This window comes from Methylocystis sp. B8, assembly GCF_005771425.1.
Classification (GTDB): domain Bacteria; phylum Pseudomonadota; class Alphaproteobacteria; order Rhizobiales; family Beijerinckiaceae; genus Methylocystis.
Genome location: NZ_VBTZ01000008.1, coordinates 68,269 through 88,124, shown reverse-complemented (window position 1 = coordinate 88,124; position 19,856 = coordinate 68,269). Strand labels below are relative to the sequence as shown.

14 protein-coding genes, 3 tRNA genes and 2 pseudogenes are annotated in these 19,856 nt (G+C 59.5%); 3 read left to right on the top strand and 16 right to left on the bottom strand.

Annotated elements, in window-relative coordinates:
- Positions 1-41: 41 nt before the first annotated feature.
- Positions 42-716, bottom strand: a complete 675-nt coding sequence (gene fixJ, locus FEV16_RS13265; RefSeq protein ID WP_138168105.1) for a response regulator FixJ — start codon at positions 714-716, stop codon at positions 42-44.
- Positions 713-1,456 carry an ATP-binding protein gene (locus tag FEV16_RS13260; protein WP_246657324.1) on the bottom strand — a complete coding sequence of 248 codons (744 nt, stop codon included), beginning with the start codon at positions 1,454-1,456 and terminating at the stop codon, positions 713-715. Before FEV16_RS13260 ends, fixJ begins: the two co-directional genes overlap by 4 nt.
- A gap of 1,173 nt (positions 1,457-2,629) precedes the next feature.
- Between FEV16_RS13260 and FEV16_RS13250 the strand changes: the two genes are divergently transcribed.
- Entirely contained in the window at positions 2,630-2,905 is a 276-nt protein-coding gene (locus tag FEV16_RS13250) for a general stress protein (RefSeq protein WP_138168104.1), read from the top strand.
- A gap of 138 nt (positions 2,906-3,043) precedes the next feature.
- Here the strand turns inward: FEV16_RS13250 and FEV16_RS13245 are convergent, their stop codons facing one another.
- The gene (locus FEV16_RS13245) at positions 3,044-4,156 is read right to left on the bottom strand and encodes a glycerol dehydrogenase (RefSeq protein ID WP_138168103.1); all 1,113 of its coding nucleotides are present in this window, start codon (positions 4,154-4,156) and stop codon (positions 3,044-3,046) included.
- 512 nt (positions 4,157-4,668) lie between these two features.
- Between FEV16_RS13245 and FEV16_RS13240 the strand changes: the two genes are divergently transcribed.
- Entirely contained in the window at positions 4,669-5,319 is a 651-nt protein-coding gene (locus FEV16_RS13240; protein WP_138168102.1) for a heme-binding beta-barrel domain-containing protein, read from the top strand.
- A gap of 15 nt (positions 5,320-5,334) precedes the next feature.
- Here the strand turns inward: FEV16_RS13240 and FEV16_RS13235 are convergent.
- From FEV16_RS13235 to FEV16_RS13205, 7 genes are all read right to left on the bottom strand, one after another.
- A tRNA-Gln gene (locus FEV16_RS13235) sits at positions 5,335-5,409 on the bottom strand.
- A 9-nt stretch (positions 5,410-5,418) separates the two neighbouring features.
- A complete protein-coding gene (locus FEV16_RS13230; protein WP_138168101.1) occupies positions 5,419-6,645 on the bottom strand; it encodes a hypothetical protein in 1,227 nt (408 codons plus the stop codon).
- A 165-nt stretch (positions 6,646-6,810) separates the two neighbouring features.
- A tRNA-Gln gene (locus FEV16_RS13225) sits at positions 6,811-6,885 on the bottom strand.
- 69 nt (positions 6,886-6,954) lie between these two features.
- Complete coding sequence (gene rpe / locus FEV16_RS13220) at positions 6,955-7,638, bottom strand: ribulose-phosphate 3-epimerase (RefSeq protein ID WP_138168100.1); 684 nt, start codon at positions 7,636-7,638, stop codon at positions 6,955-6,957.
- A gap of 4 nt (positions 7,639-7,642) precedes the next feature.
- Positions 7,643-8,725: a class II fructose-bisphosphate aldolase gene (gene fba / locus FEV16_RS13215; protein WP_138168099.1), complete on the bottom strand. Its 1,083-nt coding sequence runs from the start codon at positions 8,723-8,725 to the stop codon at positions 7,643-7,645.
- 26 nt (positions 8,726-8,751) lie between these two features.
- Complete coding sequence (tkt, locus tag FEV16_RS13210; protein ID WP_138168148.1) at positions 8,752-10,758, bottom strand: transketolase; 2,007 nt, start codon at positions 10,756-10,758, stop codon at positions 8,752-8,754.
- A gap of 11 nt (positions 10,759-10,769) precedes the next feature.
- Positions 10,770-11,645, bottom strand: a complete 876-nt coding sequence (locus FEV16_RS13205) for a phosphoribulokinase (RefSeq protein ID WP_138168098.1) — start codon at positions 11,643-11,645, stop codon at positions 10,770-10,772.
- A gap of 291 nt (positions 11,646-11,936) precedes the next feature.
- On the opposite strand from FEV16_RS13205, the gene FEV16_RS13200 reads away from it, so the two are divergent.
- A tRNA-Met gene (locus FEV16_RS13200) sits at positions 11,937-12,013 on the top strand.
- Here the strand turns inward: FEV16_RS13200 and FEV16_RS13195 are convergent.
- The 6 genes and pseudogenes from FEV16_RS13195 to FEV16_RS13175 all read right to left on the bottom strand — a co-directional run bounded on the left by FEV16_RS13195 (position 11,970) and on the right by FEV16_RS13175 (position 19,721).
- The gene (locus FEV16_RS13195; protein WP_138168147.1) at positions 11,970-13,598 is read right to left on the bottom strand and encodes a recombinase family protein; all 1,629 of its coding nucleotides are present in this window, start codon (positions 13,596-13,598) and stop codon (positions 11,970-11,972) included. The genes FEV16_RS13200 and FEV16_RS13195 overlap by 44 nt on opposite strands.
- 499 nt (positions 13,599-14,097) lie before the next feature.
- Positions 14,098-14,343, bottom strand: coding sequence for a type IV secretory system conjugative DNA transfer family protein (locus tag FEV16_RS13190; RefSeq protein WP_138168097.1), 246 nt, complete (start codon positions 14,341-14,343; stop codon positions 14,098-14,100).
- Between the two features lie 1,286 nt (positions 14,344-15,629).
- Positions 15,630-16,703, bottom strand: a pseudogene (locus tag FEV16_RS13185) (IS110 family transposase).
- Positions 16,704-17,238: 535 nt separating this feature from the next.
- Positions 17,239-17,932: pseudogene (locus tag FEV16_RS13180) on the bottom strand (IS110 family transposase); the annotation flags it as partial.
- Positions 17,933-18,937: 1,005 nt separating this feature from the next.
- Positions 18,938-19,063 carry a hypothetical protein gene (locus FEV16_RS17470; protein ID WP_281404858.1) on the bottom strand — a complete coding sequence of 42 codons (126 nt, stop codon included), beginning with the start codon at positions 19,061-19,063 and terminating at the stop codon, positions 18,938-18,940.
- Positions 19,064-19,331: 268 nt separating this feature from the next.
- Positions 19,332-19,721, bottom strand: coding sequence for a hemerythrin domain-containing protein (locus FEV16_RS13175; protein WP_246657323.1), 390 nt, complete (start codon positions 19,719-19,721; stop codon positions 19,332-19,334).
- Between the last annotated feature and the right edge of the window lie 135 nt (positions 19,722-19,856).

The following is a 19,856-nucleotide window of genomic DNA, read 5'->3' as shown; positions in this document are numbered from 1 at the left end:
CGCTGACGGATAGTCTATACTTGTGGCGCTTCTCCCGCGGCCTAGTCGCGACGCATGATTGACGACGAGGATTTTTGAGAAGGATCCTCCAAGTTATTTTCAGAAACCAAAATATTCCGACCATTAAGGAACATTCTAACGAGTTCCGCGAGATTCTTGACGCGCATTTTGGCCATGACATTCGCGCGATGCGCTTCCACCGTGCGCACACTGATGTCGAGGTCGTGCGCAATGACCTTGTTCGAGCGGCCTTCCACGAGCCTTTCCAGAATTTGGCGCTCGCGTTTGGTCAGCAACATAAATCTTTCAGGAGCGTGCGACTCTTCGGTACGATTCTCCTGTGCGGTCGCGTCCGGTAATAGCGCGCGCTTGACTGCCGCGAAGAGCGCTTCGTCGTCGAATGGCTTTTCTAGAAAATCTACGGCGCCCCGCTTCATGGCTTCGACCGCCAGCGGCACGTCGCCATGGCCCGTAATGATAATGATCGGCAAACGAAGATTTCGGCTCTTCATCTCGACGATAAGGTCGAGCCCGCTTAGTCCCGGCATCCGGACGTCGGCGATAACGCATCCGGCGCTTTCCGGCCCCAACGACGACAGCATAGCGGACGCCGATGGAAAGCCCGACACGGCGTAACCCTCGGATTCGAGCAGAAGCTGAAGGGCTTCTCGCACCGCCGAATCGTCGTCCACGATGTAGATCGTTCTCGAGCTCATCCCTTGGACTCTTGCCCTCGTAAGGGAAGGTCACAGGAGAATATAGCGCTCCGTTCGGGGTTGGCCCTAGCCCAAAGTCGGCCATGATGTGCTTCGACGATTGTGCGCGAAATCGACAGTCCGATCCCCATTCCTTTTTCTTGCGCCGCAAAAAACGCGAAGAGATCGGCGTCCTCGCCTTCGCCTGATCCGCCGGCGCCGTCTTGAATTGTGAGGCGTATCGCGCTTGCAGCTTCCGTTGTCGTGGAAACGAACAGCTCGCGTCGCGGCGTTTTCTGCATCCTCTCCATGGCAATTTGAATAAGATTTATCAGAACATGCTTGATCTGAAACCGGTCCGCGACGATGCAATCGTCATCTTTCGTAAGTCGCTTGCTAATGGAGACTCCAGCATCGGCAGCCTCGCTGGCGATGAAAGAAAGCGTCTCCTCGATTAGTAAATTGAGGCTGACAGGCGTCTTTTCTGGGCCGCTGTCCGTAAAAAGCTCGCTGAGAGCGCGGACGGCCTCGGCGGCGCGTACGATCTGCGTTACAGCCTTGTCGAGCGTTTCCACGATCGGCGTTGCGGGCTCCTTCGGAAGTCCTCCTGTCAGGCGCTGCGCCGCCCTGAGATAAGCGCTTGCCGCCGTTAGCGGCTGATTGATGTTGTGGGCGAGAGTCGCAACCATTCCGCTGATCGTTCTCAGGCGTTCGAGCTCTCCCCGACTGACGCCGGAAACATCGGGACTTTCATCGTCCACTGAATGAAATCCTATTGATTCAAGTGTGAAATCCAGTCTGCCCGTGCTGCTATCGCTCGCATGCGCCGAGCGCCAAGGCCCGGCAGCTTACGATCTGTGACGCTGCAAGCGTATCAGCGCTGAGCGCAGGACGCCATTCCATTTGCGCTGGGCGCATCTCAGTCTTAGCACAAGCGCTATTCTCGAAATTGCGTTGGGGAACGCTCGGAAGGCGGAGTTCGATCTCCTTGGCCCATCCGAGGCGATCCTATGCCGAAATGGCAAAGTCCACGCCCAGGACTTGTTCCTCTCAAGGGCGTATTGAATCGGCTGTCCGTCTTGCGCCATTGGCGATGAGATGCGAGTCGAGCGCTCGCATCGATCTCTTCCCATACAGGCTCCTAAACGCGCGATTGCGCCGCCCGTAGGCGCTGAATCGCGGTCGGTCCCGCATGAAGATACAAAGAGCGACAAACACGTCTGTGGCGAGTTCATATGCGCCGAGGTCCGCTAGCCTGTGGATGTCAGCGATCATCGTCTCGAACACGAAGCGCTCGCCCCTTTGCAGGTTGAGCAGATAGCTGGCGAGCAACCGTTGCTGTTTGAGGGAGAGTATGACGCCAGCAATCATTCCTCGCGGGCCGAGACCCGATCGCTCGAGGCAGCGCGACGCGCACAACATTGGACGCTCCCATTGCCCTTTGGCGTTTTGCTGCAACGGCGCTCTTGGCGCTCAGGTACATAAAGAGATCGGCAGCGAGGAGATAAGAGCACGCGCGCGCGCGAAGCAAAATTCGTAGACCTACCTAGACCTTTGATTTCTGGAGTATTGGGTTAGCAGTCGCGCGCATGTCTATGGCGTGTGGGGCCACCGGCCGGAGGACCGCAGCGGGAGAACAGAACTTCATACGTCGATCGGGATCGCAGTTTGCTCAGAAGAACTTTAGAGAGCGGTTAGAGTCGTTTTACGCCTTCGCCACGCGATGAAATGCCCTGATTTGGATTGCCGCCAGCGATGCAAATTTATACGTAAAATTACTGACTTGGCAGCATTTTAAACTCAGCGAAAATGAATTCGCTCGACCGTTCCTTTGGAAAGGTTGTCTTGTTTGGTTTCTCTTCCGGCGATGCTGAGCGATCTTCCGCGACTCATTTCGTTGCGGCGACCATTGAAATCAAATTGGAGCGCAATTGATGAATAAAGTTAAGGCGGCCGCCAAGTCCCGAAGGGGATTCGCGTTGATGACGCCCGAGCGCCAACGTGAAATTGCGCGCAAAGGCGGCAAGAGCGTGCCGAGCGAACAGCGCAGCTTCGCCAAAAATCCGGAGCTTGCTTCGACTGCGGGACGCAAAGGCGGTCTAGCGGTGAGCGCGGCAAAACGCAGTTTTTCCGTCAACCGGGAACTTGCGGCGCAAGCTGGCAGAAAAGGGGGCCACGCCTCCCGCGGCGCGTCGACTGCTGGGACTTAGGATTTGTAGTGCACGTCCTCGCGGTCGTATCCAACCGATGGTCTCCTCGATCGCGTGTTCGCCAAGCTCGGCACTTAGACCCACTTAGACCCGCCTTCCGCTTTGAAGGAGTAGGCGCCGTCGCCCATGCGCGATTGCTTACTGCGAAGCGCGCGCCTTGAAGGCGGCGCCGATAGCGTCCGCCGCATAAATTGCGTCCATAAGATTCGTGGCGGTCACCTCAAAAGGCTCGTTGTGGGCGCTCTCGCCGGGAGCAACGGCTCGTTCGGCGATCGCCCACGCCTTCTCGCGCGGAAGATTTTGGAGGCCGAGTTCGGCAAGCGTCACAGGCAAGCCGACCGAGAGGCAAAAACCCATAGCTTCGTCAATTGTCGAACTCGGCCGTCCTTCGAGCACGAGCTGCGTCAGCGTGCCGAAGGCGACCTTTTCGCCGTGCAGCCGATCATGCGTTTCCGGCGCGGCGGTCAGCCCATTATGGACCGAATGCGCCACCGCAAGACCACTCGATTCGAACCCCAGTCCAGAGAGCAGCGTGTTCGCCTCGATGATGCGTTCGAGCGCCGGCGTGATCGAACCAGCCCGCGCGGCGGCGATGGCCGACGTTCCATCCTTGAGTAGCGTTTTGTAGCAGAGTTCTGAAATCGCCGCGGCCGCGATCGTGCTCAGGCCGCCAACCACATTCTTTCGATAGGCGCGGATCGCGGCGTCCGCTTCGAAATAGGTGGCGAGCGCATCTCCCATGCCGGAGATTAAAAAGCGCACGGGGGCGCGCGCAATGATGGTGCTGTCGACCAGAACCAGATCAGGATTGCGTCGATAGTAGAGGCATTTCTCGAATACCCCGTCCTCGGTATAGACGACCGAAAGCGCGCTGCACGGCGCGTCACTCGACGCGGTCGTTGGACAGCACGCGACCGGCAGGCCGAGTTCAGCGGCGACGGCGCGGGCGGCATCCAACGTCTTGCCGCCGCCGGCGCCGACGATCGTCGAGGCGGAGACACGGCGCGCCTCTTCCTTTCCGCGCGAAATCTCCGCGAAGGAACATTCCCCGCCGAAATCCATAATGGCGTAGTCGAATCCGGCGGCTTGAAACGTCGCGCGCCATGTCGACTCCAACGCCTTACGGGCGGCGGAACTCGCGATGATCAGCGGCTTTTTCGCAATGCCGAGCCGCGAGAGCTCCGATGCGAGCGACATCGTCGCGTCGCGACCCTGAACATATCTCGCGGGAGAGCAGAAAACCGTCAGCATGCGGGCGATCCGACGTGATGCGTAAAGGATTGCGATTTGAGAACAAATGCGGCCGCAACGCAACGGATCGGCTGTAGATCAGCCATCATTCGGGTGATATCGCTCGCAGCCGGCGCTTCGTTAAAAGAGGCCGAGTAGGCAGCGCAAAAAAGGGCCGGCGCTTTAGCAGCCGGCCCCGATCGCTTCGAAAAGCTAAGGGTTTTTGCAACGTTGGGACTATTGCGCGTCTCATTGGAAGACGCAGTGCGCCCGCGCACGTGTGCGTTCGTCGCGGTTCACGTCCGCAGCGGTCCGTCAATCCGTCGCCTGTTCACGTCGATGGTCGCAGCGCGCTTAGCGAATATCGCTCGCGGCAACTTCTCGAAATCGGCAAATTGGCGGCATCACGAATGTCTCAGCAGCGAGCCGCCGTGACGAGCGCCGACGCCAGATCGGCAAATTTGTTGCTTGAAATCAGTCCGAGCAAGTTTTCAATCGCAAGCGGCTCAAATGAGCGAGAAAGGACACGGAAAGTGTGCAGCATTCCGGAAGATATTTTTACCGAACCTGAGTTCTCCCCCGACACGCTCGCCAATCTCGGTCCGTTGCGCCGCCTGGCTGGCGTGTGGCAGTCCGATCAAGGCATGGACGTCAATCCCAAGGCCGCGGGTCCGGAAACGCGCGCCTATCGCGAGCATATCCGGATGGACCCGATCGACCCGCAGACGAACGGTCCTCAGCTCCTCTATGGTCTGCGCTATCACATCCATATCAACACTGCGGAGGAGGCGATCACCTTTCACGATCAGGTAGGCTATTGGCTCTGGGAGCCGGCCACGGGCCTGATCATGCAAACCATCGCGATCCCGCGCGGACAAGTCGTGCTGGCGGGCGGCACGGCCAAGCCCGATGACGCGCGCATTTCGGTCGAGGCGCGGCGTGGCGACAGCCGCTTCGGCATTTGCTCCACGAGCATCCTGGAAGAGGCGTTTCGCACCGACTATTACCGAATCGACATCAACTTCAACGACGACGATAGCTGGACCTATTTGACGCGAACGGATCTAGCCCTACGCGGCAACACGCCGCCGTTCAACCATCACGACACAAATACCCTGCGGCGGATCGCGCCCCCGACGCCAAACCCGCTCGTCGGCCTGCTGAAGGACAGCAAGGTGGGCTAGCGCTAATTATTGTATTGGCTGGGGCGGGAGGATTCGAACCTCCGTATGGCGGAATCAAAATCCGCTGCCTTACCGCTTGGCGACGCTCTACTCGCTGGACTAAGGCGATCGAAATATCGAGCGGATTTCATCACAGGGGAAGAGCGGTTGCGGATTGTTGAGGACGAGCAAGTCGCCGGAGAGCCGCCTAGCGCCGACGCCATCCGGTCGGATGTATTGCGGAACCGTAAAGGCGACCGAATCGATATGCTGCCGCTTTCCACTCCGGAGCAAGGCATGCATAACCGCGTGTAGTCCGCTACCTGTCTCAAGCAGCGATTTGAGTTCAGGCCGGCTGATTCTGTCAATCAGGTGCATTGCGATCAGCGCCGGTCTTGTTCCGCTGCATTGGTCGGCCGCCTCCTTTGCGGCATTTGATAGCGCATCGACAACAGTGTCGGCCTTGTCGCTTCGGATCATAACGGCCACAGTGGAGAAATTCTTTCGGCCATGAAACAGAAGATGCGAGTTGTAATAACCAAAGCGCGTTTCGAAGAAGGATTTCGCATCCGGGTCCAGGCCCGGCTGCGGCCAATGGGCGATGTTGTCGAGTGTATACTCGGCGCGCGCGAGCTCGCTCGACGCTATACCCTTCTGATCTACAGCTTGCGCTAGGATCGAGGCGACACCCGATAGTGTCTCACTCGATTTTCCGAGGCGGTCAGGAATCGTCAGCAAAATGCGATGACATCCGGCGATGTCCGCTACCCGCTCGGTAGTCGGCAGTAACAGGTCGGCAAGTCGATTGACTTCCTGGCGGTGGATTTTCCGGCCGGTGTCGCCCGACGTGCTCTTGCACTCAATTTCGATTTCGCGCCTGCCCTGGCGTGCGAGAAAGTCGAAACGTCCCATCTGGGCATAGTCGGCGAATTCCACGTCCCAACCTCGCTGCATGAGATGCGTGGCAATGCTTATCTCGTAGGCAAATGGTCGGAGGCCATAGGCGCCATTCAAGGCATCACGTAACCTGCCTTCGAAAGGCGTTCGCACGTTCGCTGGTAGTGCTGCGTGAATACGTTGGGTCGCGATGAGAAAACAGTAAAGTGGGTCATACTCGCCTCCCTTTGGCAGGCGGCCTGTTTGCCGGCGGTATTTGCGAGCTTTGACGAGCGCGAACTCCAAGGCGAAGGTCTCGCGAAAATGAGTAGCGAGAAGCGGGTTCTTGAGTTCCTGGGCCCGGAAAGCAGCAACACGCTTGTCCAGAGCGGCGCCGACCAGACCGCCGATCCAAGTCAACGCAGGCTCAAAGTCACGCTCCCGAGCTTCTATGCTTATGCGCATGCTCATTTTGGCTTACAATTTTTCCTGGCGATCAAGAGTAGCGCCGCGTTTTTAATTTAGTCCGCTTCAGCTTCTGTTGGTCACATTGCCCCGGCATCGGTGGCAGTTAATTGCGCCTGCCGCCGTGGCGGACGGTGGCCGGTAGCGGTGTTTGACGTCGTGAAGTGGCGCTGGCTGGGGCGGGAGGATTCGAACCTCCGTATGGCGGAATCAAAATCCGCTGCCTTACCGCTTGGCGACGCCCCAATGCGCTGGTGAGGCGATAGCGCGCCGCGCCGCGACAATCAACTGCCGCGGCGCGGCCGCCAAGGCCGCTTAAACGGCAATCGCGCCGGCGCTCGCCGCGGCGCGGCGCAGCGCAGCGATATTGTCGGCGTAGCAGACCTGGCCGCCACGGAAGGCGGCCGAGCCCGCGACAAGAACATCGGCGCCGGCTTCGACGATTTGTGGCGCGATCAGCGGCGTCACGCCCCCGTCGACCTCGAGGCGGATTTCGCGCCGTCCGATCATTTTGCGAATGGCGCGAATCTTATCGAGCTGCGAGTGGATGAAGCTCTGGCCGCCGAAACCGGGATTGACGCTCATCACCAAAATAAGATCGATGTCGTCGAGCACATATTGCAGCGCGCTTTCATGCGTCGCCGGATTGAGCGACACGCCTGCCTTTTTGCCGAGCGCGCGGATCGCTTGCAGCGAGCGATGCAGATGCGGCCCGCCCTCAGCATGCACGGTGATGATGTCGGCGCCGGCTTCGGCGAAGGCGGCGATATAAGGATCGACCGGCGAAATCATCAGATGCACGTCGAGCGTGAGCGTCGTCACCGGCCGCAGCGCCGCGACGACGCCAGGCCCAAAGGTGATATTGGGCACGAAATGCCCGTCCATCACGTCGAGATGTATCCAGTCGGCGCCGGCGTCGGCCATCGCGCGCGTCTCTTCGCCCAGCCGCGCGAAATCGGCTGAAAGAATCGAAGGCGCGATGACGACGCCGTGATTCATGACGCTACTCCGCCGCCTTCTTGCTCGCGAACTGCGGATCGAGCGCGCCGCTGGCGTAGCGCTTGGCCATCTCAGACAGCGGGATGGGCTTGATTTTTGAGGCCTGACCCGCCGTGCCGAACTCCTCATAGCGCTGCTTGCAGACGGCGCGCATCGCCTCCATTGCGGGCTTCAAATATTTGCGCGGATCGAACTCGCCCTTGTTCTTGCCGAGAACGTCGCGGATCGCCGCCGTCATGGCGATGCGGTTGTCGGTGTCGATGTTGATCTTGCGCACGCCATATTTGATCCCGCGCTGAATCTCGGCGACCGGCACGCCCCAGGTCTGTGGCATCTGCCCGCCGGCGGCGTTGAACGCGTCCTGCAATTCCTGCGGCACGGAAGACGAGCCATGCATCACAAGATGCGTGCTCGGCAGACGACGATGAATTTCCTCGACGACTTTCATCGCCAAGATCGCGCCGTCAGGCTTGCGGCTGAACTTATAGGCCCCATGCGAGGTGCCCATCGCGATCGCCAGCGCGTCGACTTTGGTGCGGGCGACGAAATCCTCGGCCTGCGCCGGATCGGTCAAGAGCTGGTCGTGCGAGAGCTTGCCTTCGGCGCCGTGGCCGTCTTCCTTCTCGCCCATGCCGCTCTCGAGCGAGCCGAGCACGCCGAGTTCGCCTTCGACGGAGGCGCCGACCCAATGCGCCATGTCGACGACGCTGCGGGTGACGCGCACATTGTAATCGTAATCGGCGGGCGTCTTGCCATCGGCTTTGAGCGAACCGTCCATCATCACCGATGTGAAGCCGAAGCGGATCGCGCTGGCGCAGGTCGATTCGGCGTTGCCGTGGTCGAGATGCATGACGAGCGGAATGTCGGGCCAGATCGCCGCGAGCGCCTCGATCATCTTGGCGAGCATGATGTCGTTGGCGTAGGCGCGCGCGCCGCGCGACGCCTGAATGATGACCGGCGCGTCGACCGACGCGGCCGCCTCCATCACCGCGAGGCCCTGCTCCATGTTGTTGATGTTGAACGCGGGAACGCCGTAGTCGTGCTCGGCGGCGTGATCGAGCAACTGCCGCAGGGTAATGAGTGCCATTCGTCGCCTCCGCTATCTCTTACGCCTTAAGCCTTAACTAGCGTCCGGGCCGCTTGAGCCACAGCCTCCGCCGTGACCCCAAAATGCTTGTAAAGGTCGGCCGCTGGCCCGCTCGCGCCAAAGCCGCTCATGCCGATAAAGGCGGCGCGCTCGCCGATCCAACGGTCCCAACCAAGCCGCGCCGCCGCTTCGACCGCGACACGCGGGGCGCCGCCCAATACTTCGGCGCGATAAGTCTCGGACTGAGCCTCGAAGAGCTCCCAGCAGGGCATGGAGACGACAGCCGCCTTTATTCCTTGCGCGCCCAGAATGTCGGCCGCCGCAAGGGCGATTTCAACCTCGGATCCAGTCGCGAGCAGCGTGACGTCGCGCTTTCCCGCCGCTTCGCGCAGCACATAAGCGCCCTTGGCGGAAAGGTTTTCGCCGACGGGCCGCTCGAGCGTCGGCAAATTCTGCCGCGAGAGGCTCAGGATTGAGGGCGTGTGGCGGCTGGCGAGCGCCAGCTCCCAGCACTCGGCGGTCTCGATCGCGTCGGCTGGGCGGAAGACGTTGAGATTGGGCATGGCGCGCAACGCCGCCAAATGTTCGATCGGCTGGTGTGTCGGCCCGTCTTCGCCAAGGCCGATCGAATCATGGGTGAGCACATAGATGACGCGCAGGCCCATGAGCGCCGAGAGGCGGATAGCGGCGCGGGCGTAATCTGAGAAGACAAGGAAGGTGCCGCCGTAGGGGACGAAGCCGCCATAGAGCGCTATGCCATTCATCGCCGCCGCCATGCCGAATTCGCGCACGCCATAATGGATGTAGCGGCCGGAAAAATCGTTGGGCGCGACTTCGCCCATGCCTTTGGTGATGGTGAAGTTCGAGTGCGTCAGATCGGCGGAGCCGCCGATCGTCGCCTGCGTCGCGGCGTTGATGACGCCGAGCGCCATTTCCGAAGACTTGCGCGTGGCGACTTTCGGCTTTTCGGCGGCGAGCGCCGCCCGGAACTCGGCAAGGGGTTTCGCCACCTCCGTCGCAACGTCGCCTTTCATGAAGGTCTCGAAAGCGGCGCCCTTCGGTGAGGCTGCGCGCCGCGCCTCCCAGGCCTCTCGCGCCTTGACGCCGCGCCGCCCCACCGCACGCCAGGTCTGTAAAATTTCTTCCGGCAGTTCGAAAGGCGCGTGCGGCCAGTCGAGCGCCTCGCGCACGGCGTCGACCTCGGCGGCGCCGAGCGGCGCGCCGTGGGAGCTTTCCTTGCCCTGCTTGGTCGGCGCGCCATAGCCGATGAGCGTGCGGCAGCCGATGAGCGAAGGCCGCGGATCGGCCTGCGCGGCGGCGATCGCCTGCGCAATCGCCTCAGGATCGTGGCCGTCAATATGGGCGACTTGCCAGCCTGCGGCGGCGAAACGCGCCATCTGGTCCATCGAGGTTGCAAGGCTCGTCGGCCCGTCGATCGAGATGGAATTGTCGTCCCAGAACAGGATGAGCTTTGAGAGCTTCAGATGGCCGGCGAGGTCGATCGCCTCATGGCTGACGCCTTCCATGAGGCAGCCGTCGCCGGCGAGGACATAAGTGAAATGGTCGACGAGATCGTCGCCGAAACGCGCCGCCGCAAGCTTCTCGGCGATCGCCATGCCGACCGCCGTCGCGAGCCCTTGGCCGAGCGGACCGGTCGTCGTCTCGATGCCGGCGGCGTGGCCATATTCCGGGTGGCCAGCCGTCGGCGAACCGAGCTGGCGGAAGTTTTCGAGCTCCTTGCGGCCCATTCCCGGATAGCCAAGGAGATAGAGCAGGGCATAAAGCAGCATCGACCCATGGCCGGCCGACAGCACGAAACGGTCGCGGTCCGGCCAGTCCGGACGGCTGGCGTCGAACTTCATGAAGCGCTGAAAAAGCACGGCAGCGACGTCAGCCATGCCCATCGGCATGCCGGGATGGCCTGATTTCGCCTTTTCGACCGCATCCATCGCCAAGGCGCGAATGGCGTTGGCGTAGCGCCGCGGATCGGATTTTGCGCCCGCCGGCGCTGAAGTTTCCTGGGCCGCGGTCAATATAGTGTCGTTCACGTCACGCCTTTCTTGCGTCTGACCAGTTCGAGAATCCTCGGAGTGAGGATCAGTTGCATTGCGAGATCGAGCTTATTGCCCGGGATGACGATGGAATTGGCGCGCGACATCCAGCTTCCCGCGATCATGGACACAAGATAGGGGAAGTCCACCCCTCGTGGATCGCGAAACCGGATGACGACGATTGATTCATCGGGCGTCGGGATCGAGCGGGCGACGAACGGATTCGATGTGTCGACCGTCGGCGCGCGCTGGAAGTTTATGTCCGTCTCGGAGAACTGGGGACAAATATAATGCACATAATCGTGCATGCGCCGTAGAATCGTCTCGGTGACGGCCTCTGTCGTATAGCCGCGCGAATGCCGGTCGCGGTGCAGCTTTTGCGTCCATTCCAGATTGATGACCGGAACGACGCCGATCTTGAGATCGGCGTAGCGCGCGACATTGACCTCGTCGGTGACGACCGCGCCGTGCAGCCCCTCATAGAAGAGCACGTCGGTATTGGGCGGCAGTTCTTCCCAATCCGTAAAGGTGCCTGGCGGCACGCCAAGCATCGCCGCCTCGTTTTCGTCATGCGCGTAATGGCGATAGCGGCCTGAACCCGTCTCGCCATATTGGCGAAACAGCGTCTCGAGCTCTGGCAGCAGATTGGCATCAGGGCCGAAGTGGCTGAAATTGTGATGGCCGGCAGCGTGCGCGTCGGACAACTTCGCCTTCATCTCTTCGCGATCAAAGCGGTGAAAGCTGTCGCCTTCGACATAGGCGACCTCGATGCGTTCACGGCGGAAAATCTGCTCGAACGTCGCCTTGACCGAGCTTGTGCCGGCGCCCGACGAGCCGGTGATTGAGATGATCGGATGTCTGACCGACATGGGCGCGTGAACCGGAAATCTTCAAGCGAACTCGCGGCCTGCGGCGTCGGCCGCCGACCGGCGGGGCTTGTCGGCTTGTCGCATGCCACGCCGGCAAAGGAAAGGCTCCCGCTCTTGCGCGCTTGAGGCCGGGAGCGGCCGCCGCCTGACGTTCCCCGAGCGGCCGGACGGTCAAGACGGGCAACGTAAATAGGGACGATACGGACGTCCCTTGGTCGTCCGCGCCGCCTTGACTTGCGCGAGGGCGGCAACCTATATCGCAAATTCTTGCAGACCGCCGAGGCGGTTTGGGGCGGAGTAGCTCAGTCGGCTAGAGCAGAGGAATCATAATCCTTGTGTCGGGGGTTCGAGTCCCTCCTCCGCTACCACCTTACCCCACACTCCACGAACCCTGTTGGGGAACGCTTGTTCGCCAAGTAGCGCCGTTAAACGGCCCGTGATCTCAACCCGGACACCGCCAGCGCGGGTCTTGTCCCGGAACACGGTCACTGTCTCGACCAAGTCCCGAATCGCCTCCGAACATTCGGTGTCGCCGTCTCTGATTCCACACGACAAAGCAGATTGGAGACGTGTCAGCTGCTCCTGGTAGCGGGCGAGCATGACCGGATGCAGGGAGACGGCCTCCGTGGACGGTACCGCCTCCGCGAGTTCGGCGGATATTTTTTTGCGTTCGCCGTCCAACAGCGTCGACTTCGGACCCAAAACGGCAGGGTCACCCTGACCCTTCGCGATAGCATCGACAAGACGGTCAATTTCTCGGTTAAGCTCCCCGAGCCGACGTTCGAGCCGCAGACGCTTGCGATCAGCCTCGGCGGCGAGCCTTTTGCGTTCGGCGTGGTAAGTTCGAATGTATTCGGCGATGACTTCGGGGTGGCGGAGTTCGGCGGTCAGTCCATTGAGGACAGCCAATTCAACGGTGTCGAGATAGAAGGTCTTCGGATCAGGGCATATGCCACTCTCCGTCGCGGCCGAGCATCGGATACGAATGCGTCCAGACGGGTCCTTGCCATTGCTTGCCATTCCGGCGCCGCACGCCGCGCATTTCAACAATCCTGATAAGATATGGCGAGGCCGACGTTGCTGATTCGGATGCGTGACGCTGCGCGCCTTCTTCCGCCTCTGGGCAGCTTCAAAAAGTTCTCGGCTGACAATTGCTAAATCGGGAACATCAGTGGCTTGCCAATCGCTCTCCGCGTTTGGGCGAGAGATGCGTTTCCCCGTATCAGGATCTTTCATCATGCGGACCTTGTTCCAAACGAGCCGGCCGGCATAAAGCTCGTTGTTCAGAATCCCATTACCGCGCAGCATGTTCCCGTTGATAGTAGAAGCGTTCCACGCCCTACCACGAGGTGGGATGATTCGTTCCGCATTTAGATCGTGGGCAATGTCGCGCGGCGTGCGACCATCGACATATTCGCGGAAAATCCGCCGCACGATTTCCGCTTCTGCCTCGACGATTGAGCGCTTTCCTGGATCTCCAGCCAGGGGCTTGTAACCGTAGGTGAGGCCGCCGGCATTAAGGCCTTTGCCGACACGTCCCGCCTGCCCCCTTCGCACCTTGTGTGCGTTGTCCTCGCGGTAGAGCTGCCCGACGAGTCCGCGAAGACCAACCAGAACAGTGTTGACCACGCCCTCGTGAACTGCGCGGATTTCGAGGCCTAGAAAGGACAGGCGCTTGTGGATGCCGGCAAGGTCCTCCATATCGCGAGAAAGACGGTCCAAAGCCTCAACGAGAATTACGTCAAATGAACGCTCACGCGCTTTGTCCATAAGCGCGAGCAGGCCATCACGTCCGAGGATGGACGCGCCAGAGCGGGCGCGGTCATCAAAGACCGCGACAACATCGAGGCTTTCGCGCTCCGCGTATTTTTTGCAAAGACTGATTTGATCTTCGATCGATCGTTCATCCTGAAGATCGGTCGAGAAGCGGGCGTAGATCGCAGCACGTTTCATTTGCTCGGGCGCTGTCAGCGCACGCGTGTGCATGATCTTCTCGCGCGGCTTGGCGCGCGAGAGCGCGCGCAAGACGAAGAATCGCGCCGTCCGGTTCGATTTGCAAGGCCTGTTTTTCTAGTTGATTTGCGCTCATTTGCTGAAGATGTGGACGAGGAAAATCTAGCCGCGAATCCTCGTACCTCGTAGGACATGAGTGCTTGTTCGCGCTTCGCTTGGAGACCGTACCAGCGATAGAGGCCCTCTTCGACCGTATGCTGCATCCAGCATTGTCCATAATTTGATTATGGCCACGCTCTCTCGTTGCTGGAAGTTGATTGGCCCGCGCATCAAAAGAATGGATAGGCTTTCGCGTAAATCGGATGCCGCACCATCAATTTATTTGAAAGACTCAAAAAGATCGGAACGAGTAGGAGATAGATGGAAACGAAAGCATGGTCGACCCGCGTTAGTCGGATGTAACAGCAGCACGCGTCTATTAAGCGACTGCAACTGGCCGTTAGGGACCAGTTTTCGCCCTCGAGTCATGCACGATAAGGGGTCCGGGCCCAGCAAGTGGCGCGGGAACGGTCAAGCCGACGCTTTTGCGCGAACGCATAGGCGCAAGGCACAGGACGTGTTCGGCGCGGTAGTGGCGCAGATATTTGTCCTCGAATTTTTTGAGGACGGCGCGTGAAGCGCGACCAGCCCCGCCTTTCGAACGTAGACCGCCGCCGCGCGGGGCTAGAAACGTAGCCGATGACATTTTTCCTCCGCGGGCGCGATGAATTCGAGAATGTGCACCGACATAATCGCCAACTGAGGGCTTCCAGTTCTTGTAGTTGCAAGTGCATTGAAAAGAGTGGCAGCGTCGCGGGTCATGGCGCGTAAAGACCGGAAAAGCGCTGCCCATACCCGGACGAACACGCCAGCAAGCTTGCTAAAGTCGATTCGCCACAACCCGATTTCTCTCTTGCGACCGAAGCTCGAGTCCACGCCCTCCAGGGAGCCCATCCCGCCTAACATTTGTCATCCAAGTTTCTTTTGAGCGAGCTGACCAGGGGACGAGACTGCAGCCGGGATCATTATCGATCATAGCGACCCGTCATTTAGTGCCTCCGCAGGAATTATGCGCTCGCCGGCCTCCGCGAAGATCCATTGTCCCCGCAGACTTCGCTCCAGGTCGGTCGCTGATCCGCATTCGAACGGAGATCAATGAAGCCATCCTTCTTCGCGGTTCGCCCGCTAGGACCCACGATGCGGCGCGCCATGACCTGGCGCGATGTCGAACGACGCGCCCTTGCGATCTGCGATTGCCTGCTCAGGCCGCACAGCGCGGAGAAGCTCGCGGCGCGGCCGCGGCCGAAGGGGCCGCGCCCCTTCGAGCGTGACTCGAATGATATAGTCCGCCCGCCTTCTGCGTCGCCGCCAACACGCGCGAAACGAAACTCTTTCCCTTTCCCCGCTTCGTCTCGCGAATGCGGCCGGGACGAATGCGGATATCGTCATCGCTGGCCATCTCAACAGTCGCGCGAGGTGGAAATCAATGTGTGAGCGCAATGAGTTATTGTGTTCGGCAGGCTGCGGATGGAATTGACAGCCTGCGTGAATGCATTGATGCGCAACGACAAACTGACCGCCAAACGACGCCGCAGGCTGTCCCTTTTATCTTGCCCTCCTAATTGGGCGTCGTCCCGGCTTTTTCGTCTCCATATCTTTCTCCATCGGTTAATCGCAAGCAAGGGTGATGTCGCGCGCGAAGGCGCGCGTTTTCGGTTGATCGCGGGGACTATTGAAGTCCTCATGCCAGGACCGCTCCCGCGTTTGAAAAGCTCTGAAGCGCCGTGCACTCCTCTGTGCTCAGCAACGTCAAAAAAACGCTGCGGCACATGTCCGCATCGGGATCGCGGGGCATCATCCACAGACATATCAACGTGGTCGCGCGTATGCGCGCCACAGGCAAGATATCGTGCTTCCCGCCGCCCTTGGTCTGCATCAGAACTGTTCTCCGCTCGCGCGGATTCCCTCGATTCAAATCGTCTCAGTCCGCCGTCAAGTCAGCAAATTGAGCTTCACGTGGCGGCGCCAAGGGGGCTTCAACGCACGCTTTCCTTGCGGCGTTTTCTGCGCCGCCGGCGCTCTAAATTGGAACGTCGAACCATCGCGCCACATGGCGTGCATGATCACCGCGAGCTTGCGCGCGACCGCCACAGAGGCGCGTTTGTGACCGGCGCTTTCGAGCGATCTTCATGCCCCAAGCCTTGAGGCTGCTAAAGCCTTTGAAGCGCGTCAGCATAATGTTCGCCGCTTCATAAAGCGGATGTCGGACTTCCCCGTCACCGGCCTTGGAGATATGACCGGAAACGTCGATGGACGTTCCTGACTGCCAGCGTCGCGACGTCAAGCCGAGATAAGCGCCGATGGTCTTCGAATGGCGAAAACGCCGCGGATCGTCGATCGAAGTTTTGAATGAAAGGGCGCTAATCGGTCCCACGCCCGGAACGCCCATAAAACGCCGGCACACCTCGTCCTGCGCTACGGTGGCGATGACGATCTTGTGTAGCCGGAGATATTCTTGCCATAGCGCCGCACGCGCCCGCAGCATGCAATCGGCAATTCCAGAAATCAGTGGATCGCCAGCGACAAGCTCACGCACACGCGCCTCGAATGCGCCGCGACTGACGGCTCCAAGCTTTAGGCCGAAAGTCTTGATCGAATGCCGGATGGCGTTCTCAATGTCCAAAAACTTGCGCGTCAAATTGCGCCGATGCGTCAGCAGGAGCCGCAGCCGATAGCTCTCAGCGCTCTTCACGTGAACCTGCTTGAACCATCCCGTGCGCACAATATGTTCTTGTTACGCATCGCTTTCAGTGCGGAGCGCGCGTGATGCGTTTAAAGGCACACAGCCGGCAGTCCGCGCTGGCTCAGTTCCACCTGCAGCCACGGCGACAGTGACCCCGCCTCATGACCAACGCGCCGCAATCGCCCAGCGTAGGCCTTAAGCGCTACGAAAATCGCATCCGGATCTGTTTCAACCTTGGTTTCGCGCAAGAGTCCGCCTTCCTTGTCGATCACGCAGATGGAAGTCTCTTCCAAAGACACGTCTAATCCGGCAAAATACTCCATGGCTGTCCTTCGTTGGCGCTTGGGGCGCTTGGGCGACCCCGAATCAGCACCGCTATCCTGGAGGACAGCCACCTTTCCCGCTGCAAATTTCCCAAACTTCGAAGCAAGCCCAATTACGCGGGCATCTTAATCGGGCCTCTTAATCGGGCGCATTTTCGTCGACTTCTTCGACATCGTCGTCTCTCCGATCTTGCACGATAGTCTTCTCTAAACTTTTCAGCAGCAAGCAGCTCTTTGACAGGCAAGAGTTCTGGCGCGCCGTGCGCTCTTCCGCGCTCATCGACGGCTGACTTTTCGTCGTTCGGCTGCAATAGCCAAACGACATCGGATCCGTCGCGGCGCATATTGCCATCGGATTCACGGGGCAGCGTCACAGGCATTCCGGCGTGGTCCGGGTGAACGGCCACAGGCAAGATAGCGTGCTTCCCGTCGTCCTTGGTCTGCACCAGTTCTCATCCGCTTGCGCGGAGCTCCTTTGCTCAAAAGACGATCATGTTTGGCATGATCGTCTGCAAAATCTTTGCGCGTCGCGGCGTCATGCGTGCGCGCCCAGAAGCTTGCGATTCTTGACGGTCGCACGCGCTGCGACGTCGGCCTGGCGCGCCGTTGAATCGCCGACATAGAGGGCGCCGTCGCGCCACATCGCATGCATGACGACCGCCATTTTGCGGGCGACAGCGACCGTCGCCTTGCGACGACGGCCGCGCTTGGCCAACGTCAATCCCCATGATTTGAGTTTGTCCTTGCCCTTAAAGCGTCAGCAGCGCGCTCGCCGCTTCGTACAGCGCGCGGCGCATCTCGGGATCGCCGGCCTTGCTGATGCGGCCCTGAACGTCGATCGACGTGCCGGACTGACGCCGTTGCGACGTCAAGCCAAAATAGGCGGCGACGTCGCGTGATCGTCGGAATCGCGATGGATCGTCGATCGCCGTCATGAAGCTCAGCGCCGTCACCGGCCCGACGCCCGGGATCGCCATGAAGCGCTGGCAGAGTTCGCTGCGGGAGACAAACTTCACGACCAGATCGTGCAGCTTGCAATACTGCTTCCACAGCGCTGCGCGCGCCGTCAGCATGGCGTCCATCAACTCTCCGGTGAGCGGATCATTGGCGACAGACTCGCGCACAACCTGCTCAAAATCGCCGCGCGACGTTCCCTTCAACCGAACGCCGAAGGCTTTGAGCGAGTGGCGGATGGTGTTCTCGATGTCGAGGAATTGCATTCAAGATCGCGCGGCTGTGCCGCAGCATTAGAAGCCGTATGCGCCGGACAAGACGGCGAAGCAAAAGGAAAATCCAAAGCGTCAACGAGGGATCAAATCCGTCGACGAAACCCTCATATTTTTTCAAACGCTTTGCCAAAAAATCCATAACCACAACGTGCGAAAGCAGACAGCAACGGCACGCTCCCCAGTGAAAATGTTTGCAAAACCACTGGGCCGGGAGCAATCGTCGAAAGTTGTTTCTTCGATCCGAAACTCATGATCTGAGGCGTAACCGGACGGCCGCGGCCAATTCCTCGGCGAAGCGAAGCGTAGATCGAAGGACGGCCACTTCATTCCCCGCCGTCGTTCCTTCGTCGTGTACCCCGATTGGAAATTCTATTCTGCCCTCGCTGGCCTGAACGCGAACGTTGAAAAGCAATATTCCGTTTGGGTGCTGTTCGACTTTCGCCATCTGGATATCGGCCATGGATAACCTCTATGATTTCTTGGCGCGGACATTCTTGCCTTAGTCGCTATCGCCAATTCCAGTTATAGGGGCGCGCTCGCCATGTTGAAACAGCTATCCAAGATCTCATTAACGGAAGATCTTTGCGACGACTGCAAATTTACAGAGAAATGAGAAAAACTGACCACACTGCTGCGGGGTAGCGAGCGCCAGCAAAGGTCGAAGTACAGCGTTGTAAGCGACGTATATGAGATTGAGATTTCTGACCGCAAGGCCGCGCGACCTGCCGGGCGTCGTACGCTTTCTAAAAGCAATCCGACTTACCTTGGATGGAAAGTAAGCGGGTGGCGGTAACCGATGCAGCGCGCGGACAGCGGACACCAAAGTTTCCGGCACACTCGGCTTGGAAAGGAACGGGGCCTCTGCGAACGCTCCTCTCATTTGGTCCGAACTGTAACCGGACAGGACAACAAATAGAATGCGGCGTTGTGCAACGGCACTGCTACGGGCTCTGCACTAAGTCCATTAAGGTTCGCATCAAGAACAACGGCGTCTCGGCCGTTGCCCTAGATGAGTTCCGGGGCTCTTGGCACTGTGGCCGCGACGACGTCAACCTTGCATACGGCATCTTCCAGCACGAGCTTGTTGTCCATGGCGATAGCAAACTCGTCTTCGACGATCAGGATACGCATTCGAGCTCTCGGCCGTCGAAGGGCGTCGGCCTAATTGCACGGGCCTGGCAACGTGGATCGCCTCCATATGCGTCCGTTTCCTAGGTTGCGAGTGCAGGTTTTTGACACTTCCGCGACGGGGCTCGGCGAAGTCGGCATACCTTGATTAGCGAACCAGCCCACTAGAGCCCCGCCACGCGTGACGGCCCTTGCTTCGTTGCCGAAAGGCAATTGCAACATTAGAGTCGCTTGGAAAACGCTTTGCTAGCTGACTGCCGCTATTGGGGCATTAGATTAGACAGCTTTTTTTAATTCGGCTCTGCGACGGGAAAGTTCGACAGCTAGGGCCTTTAGGTCGACTTCGCTCTTGCGCGCCTCGGGGAACATTTCTTGCTCTTCTTGAACATGGTGCATCATATTCGCCGAGCACCTTGACCTTTGCGTCGAAAAAATGGTCCTTGGGAGACATTGATACGATCTCGGCTATAAGCTGTTTGGCGCTCGCGTGCTCAACTTCGGCTTCGTCGAGCAGGTCCTCGTCATTTATGCTTTTACGCATTGCTGGATAGAAAATCTCTTCCTCGATCTTGGCGTGAATGGTGAGCGCCATGCATATTTTTCCGGCGAGCGCCAAACCACCGCGCCCAGCCAAAGGTTTGGCAGTTAATGAGCCACGCATTCGTGGGCTCTTCCAAAGCTAAAGTAATGTTCTTGCTGTTCGACTTTCGCCATTCCGATATGGCCCGGCTCCCCAAGCTCGTGCTCAGCGTCTTCGTCCTGGCTGAGCTTGCCGAGATGAGGCAACGGCGTGGAC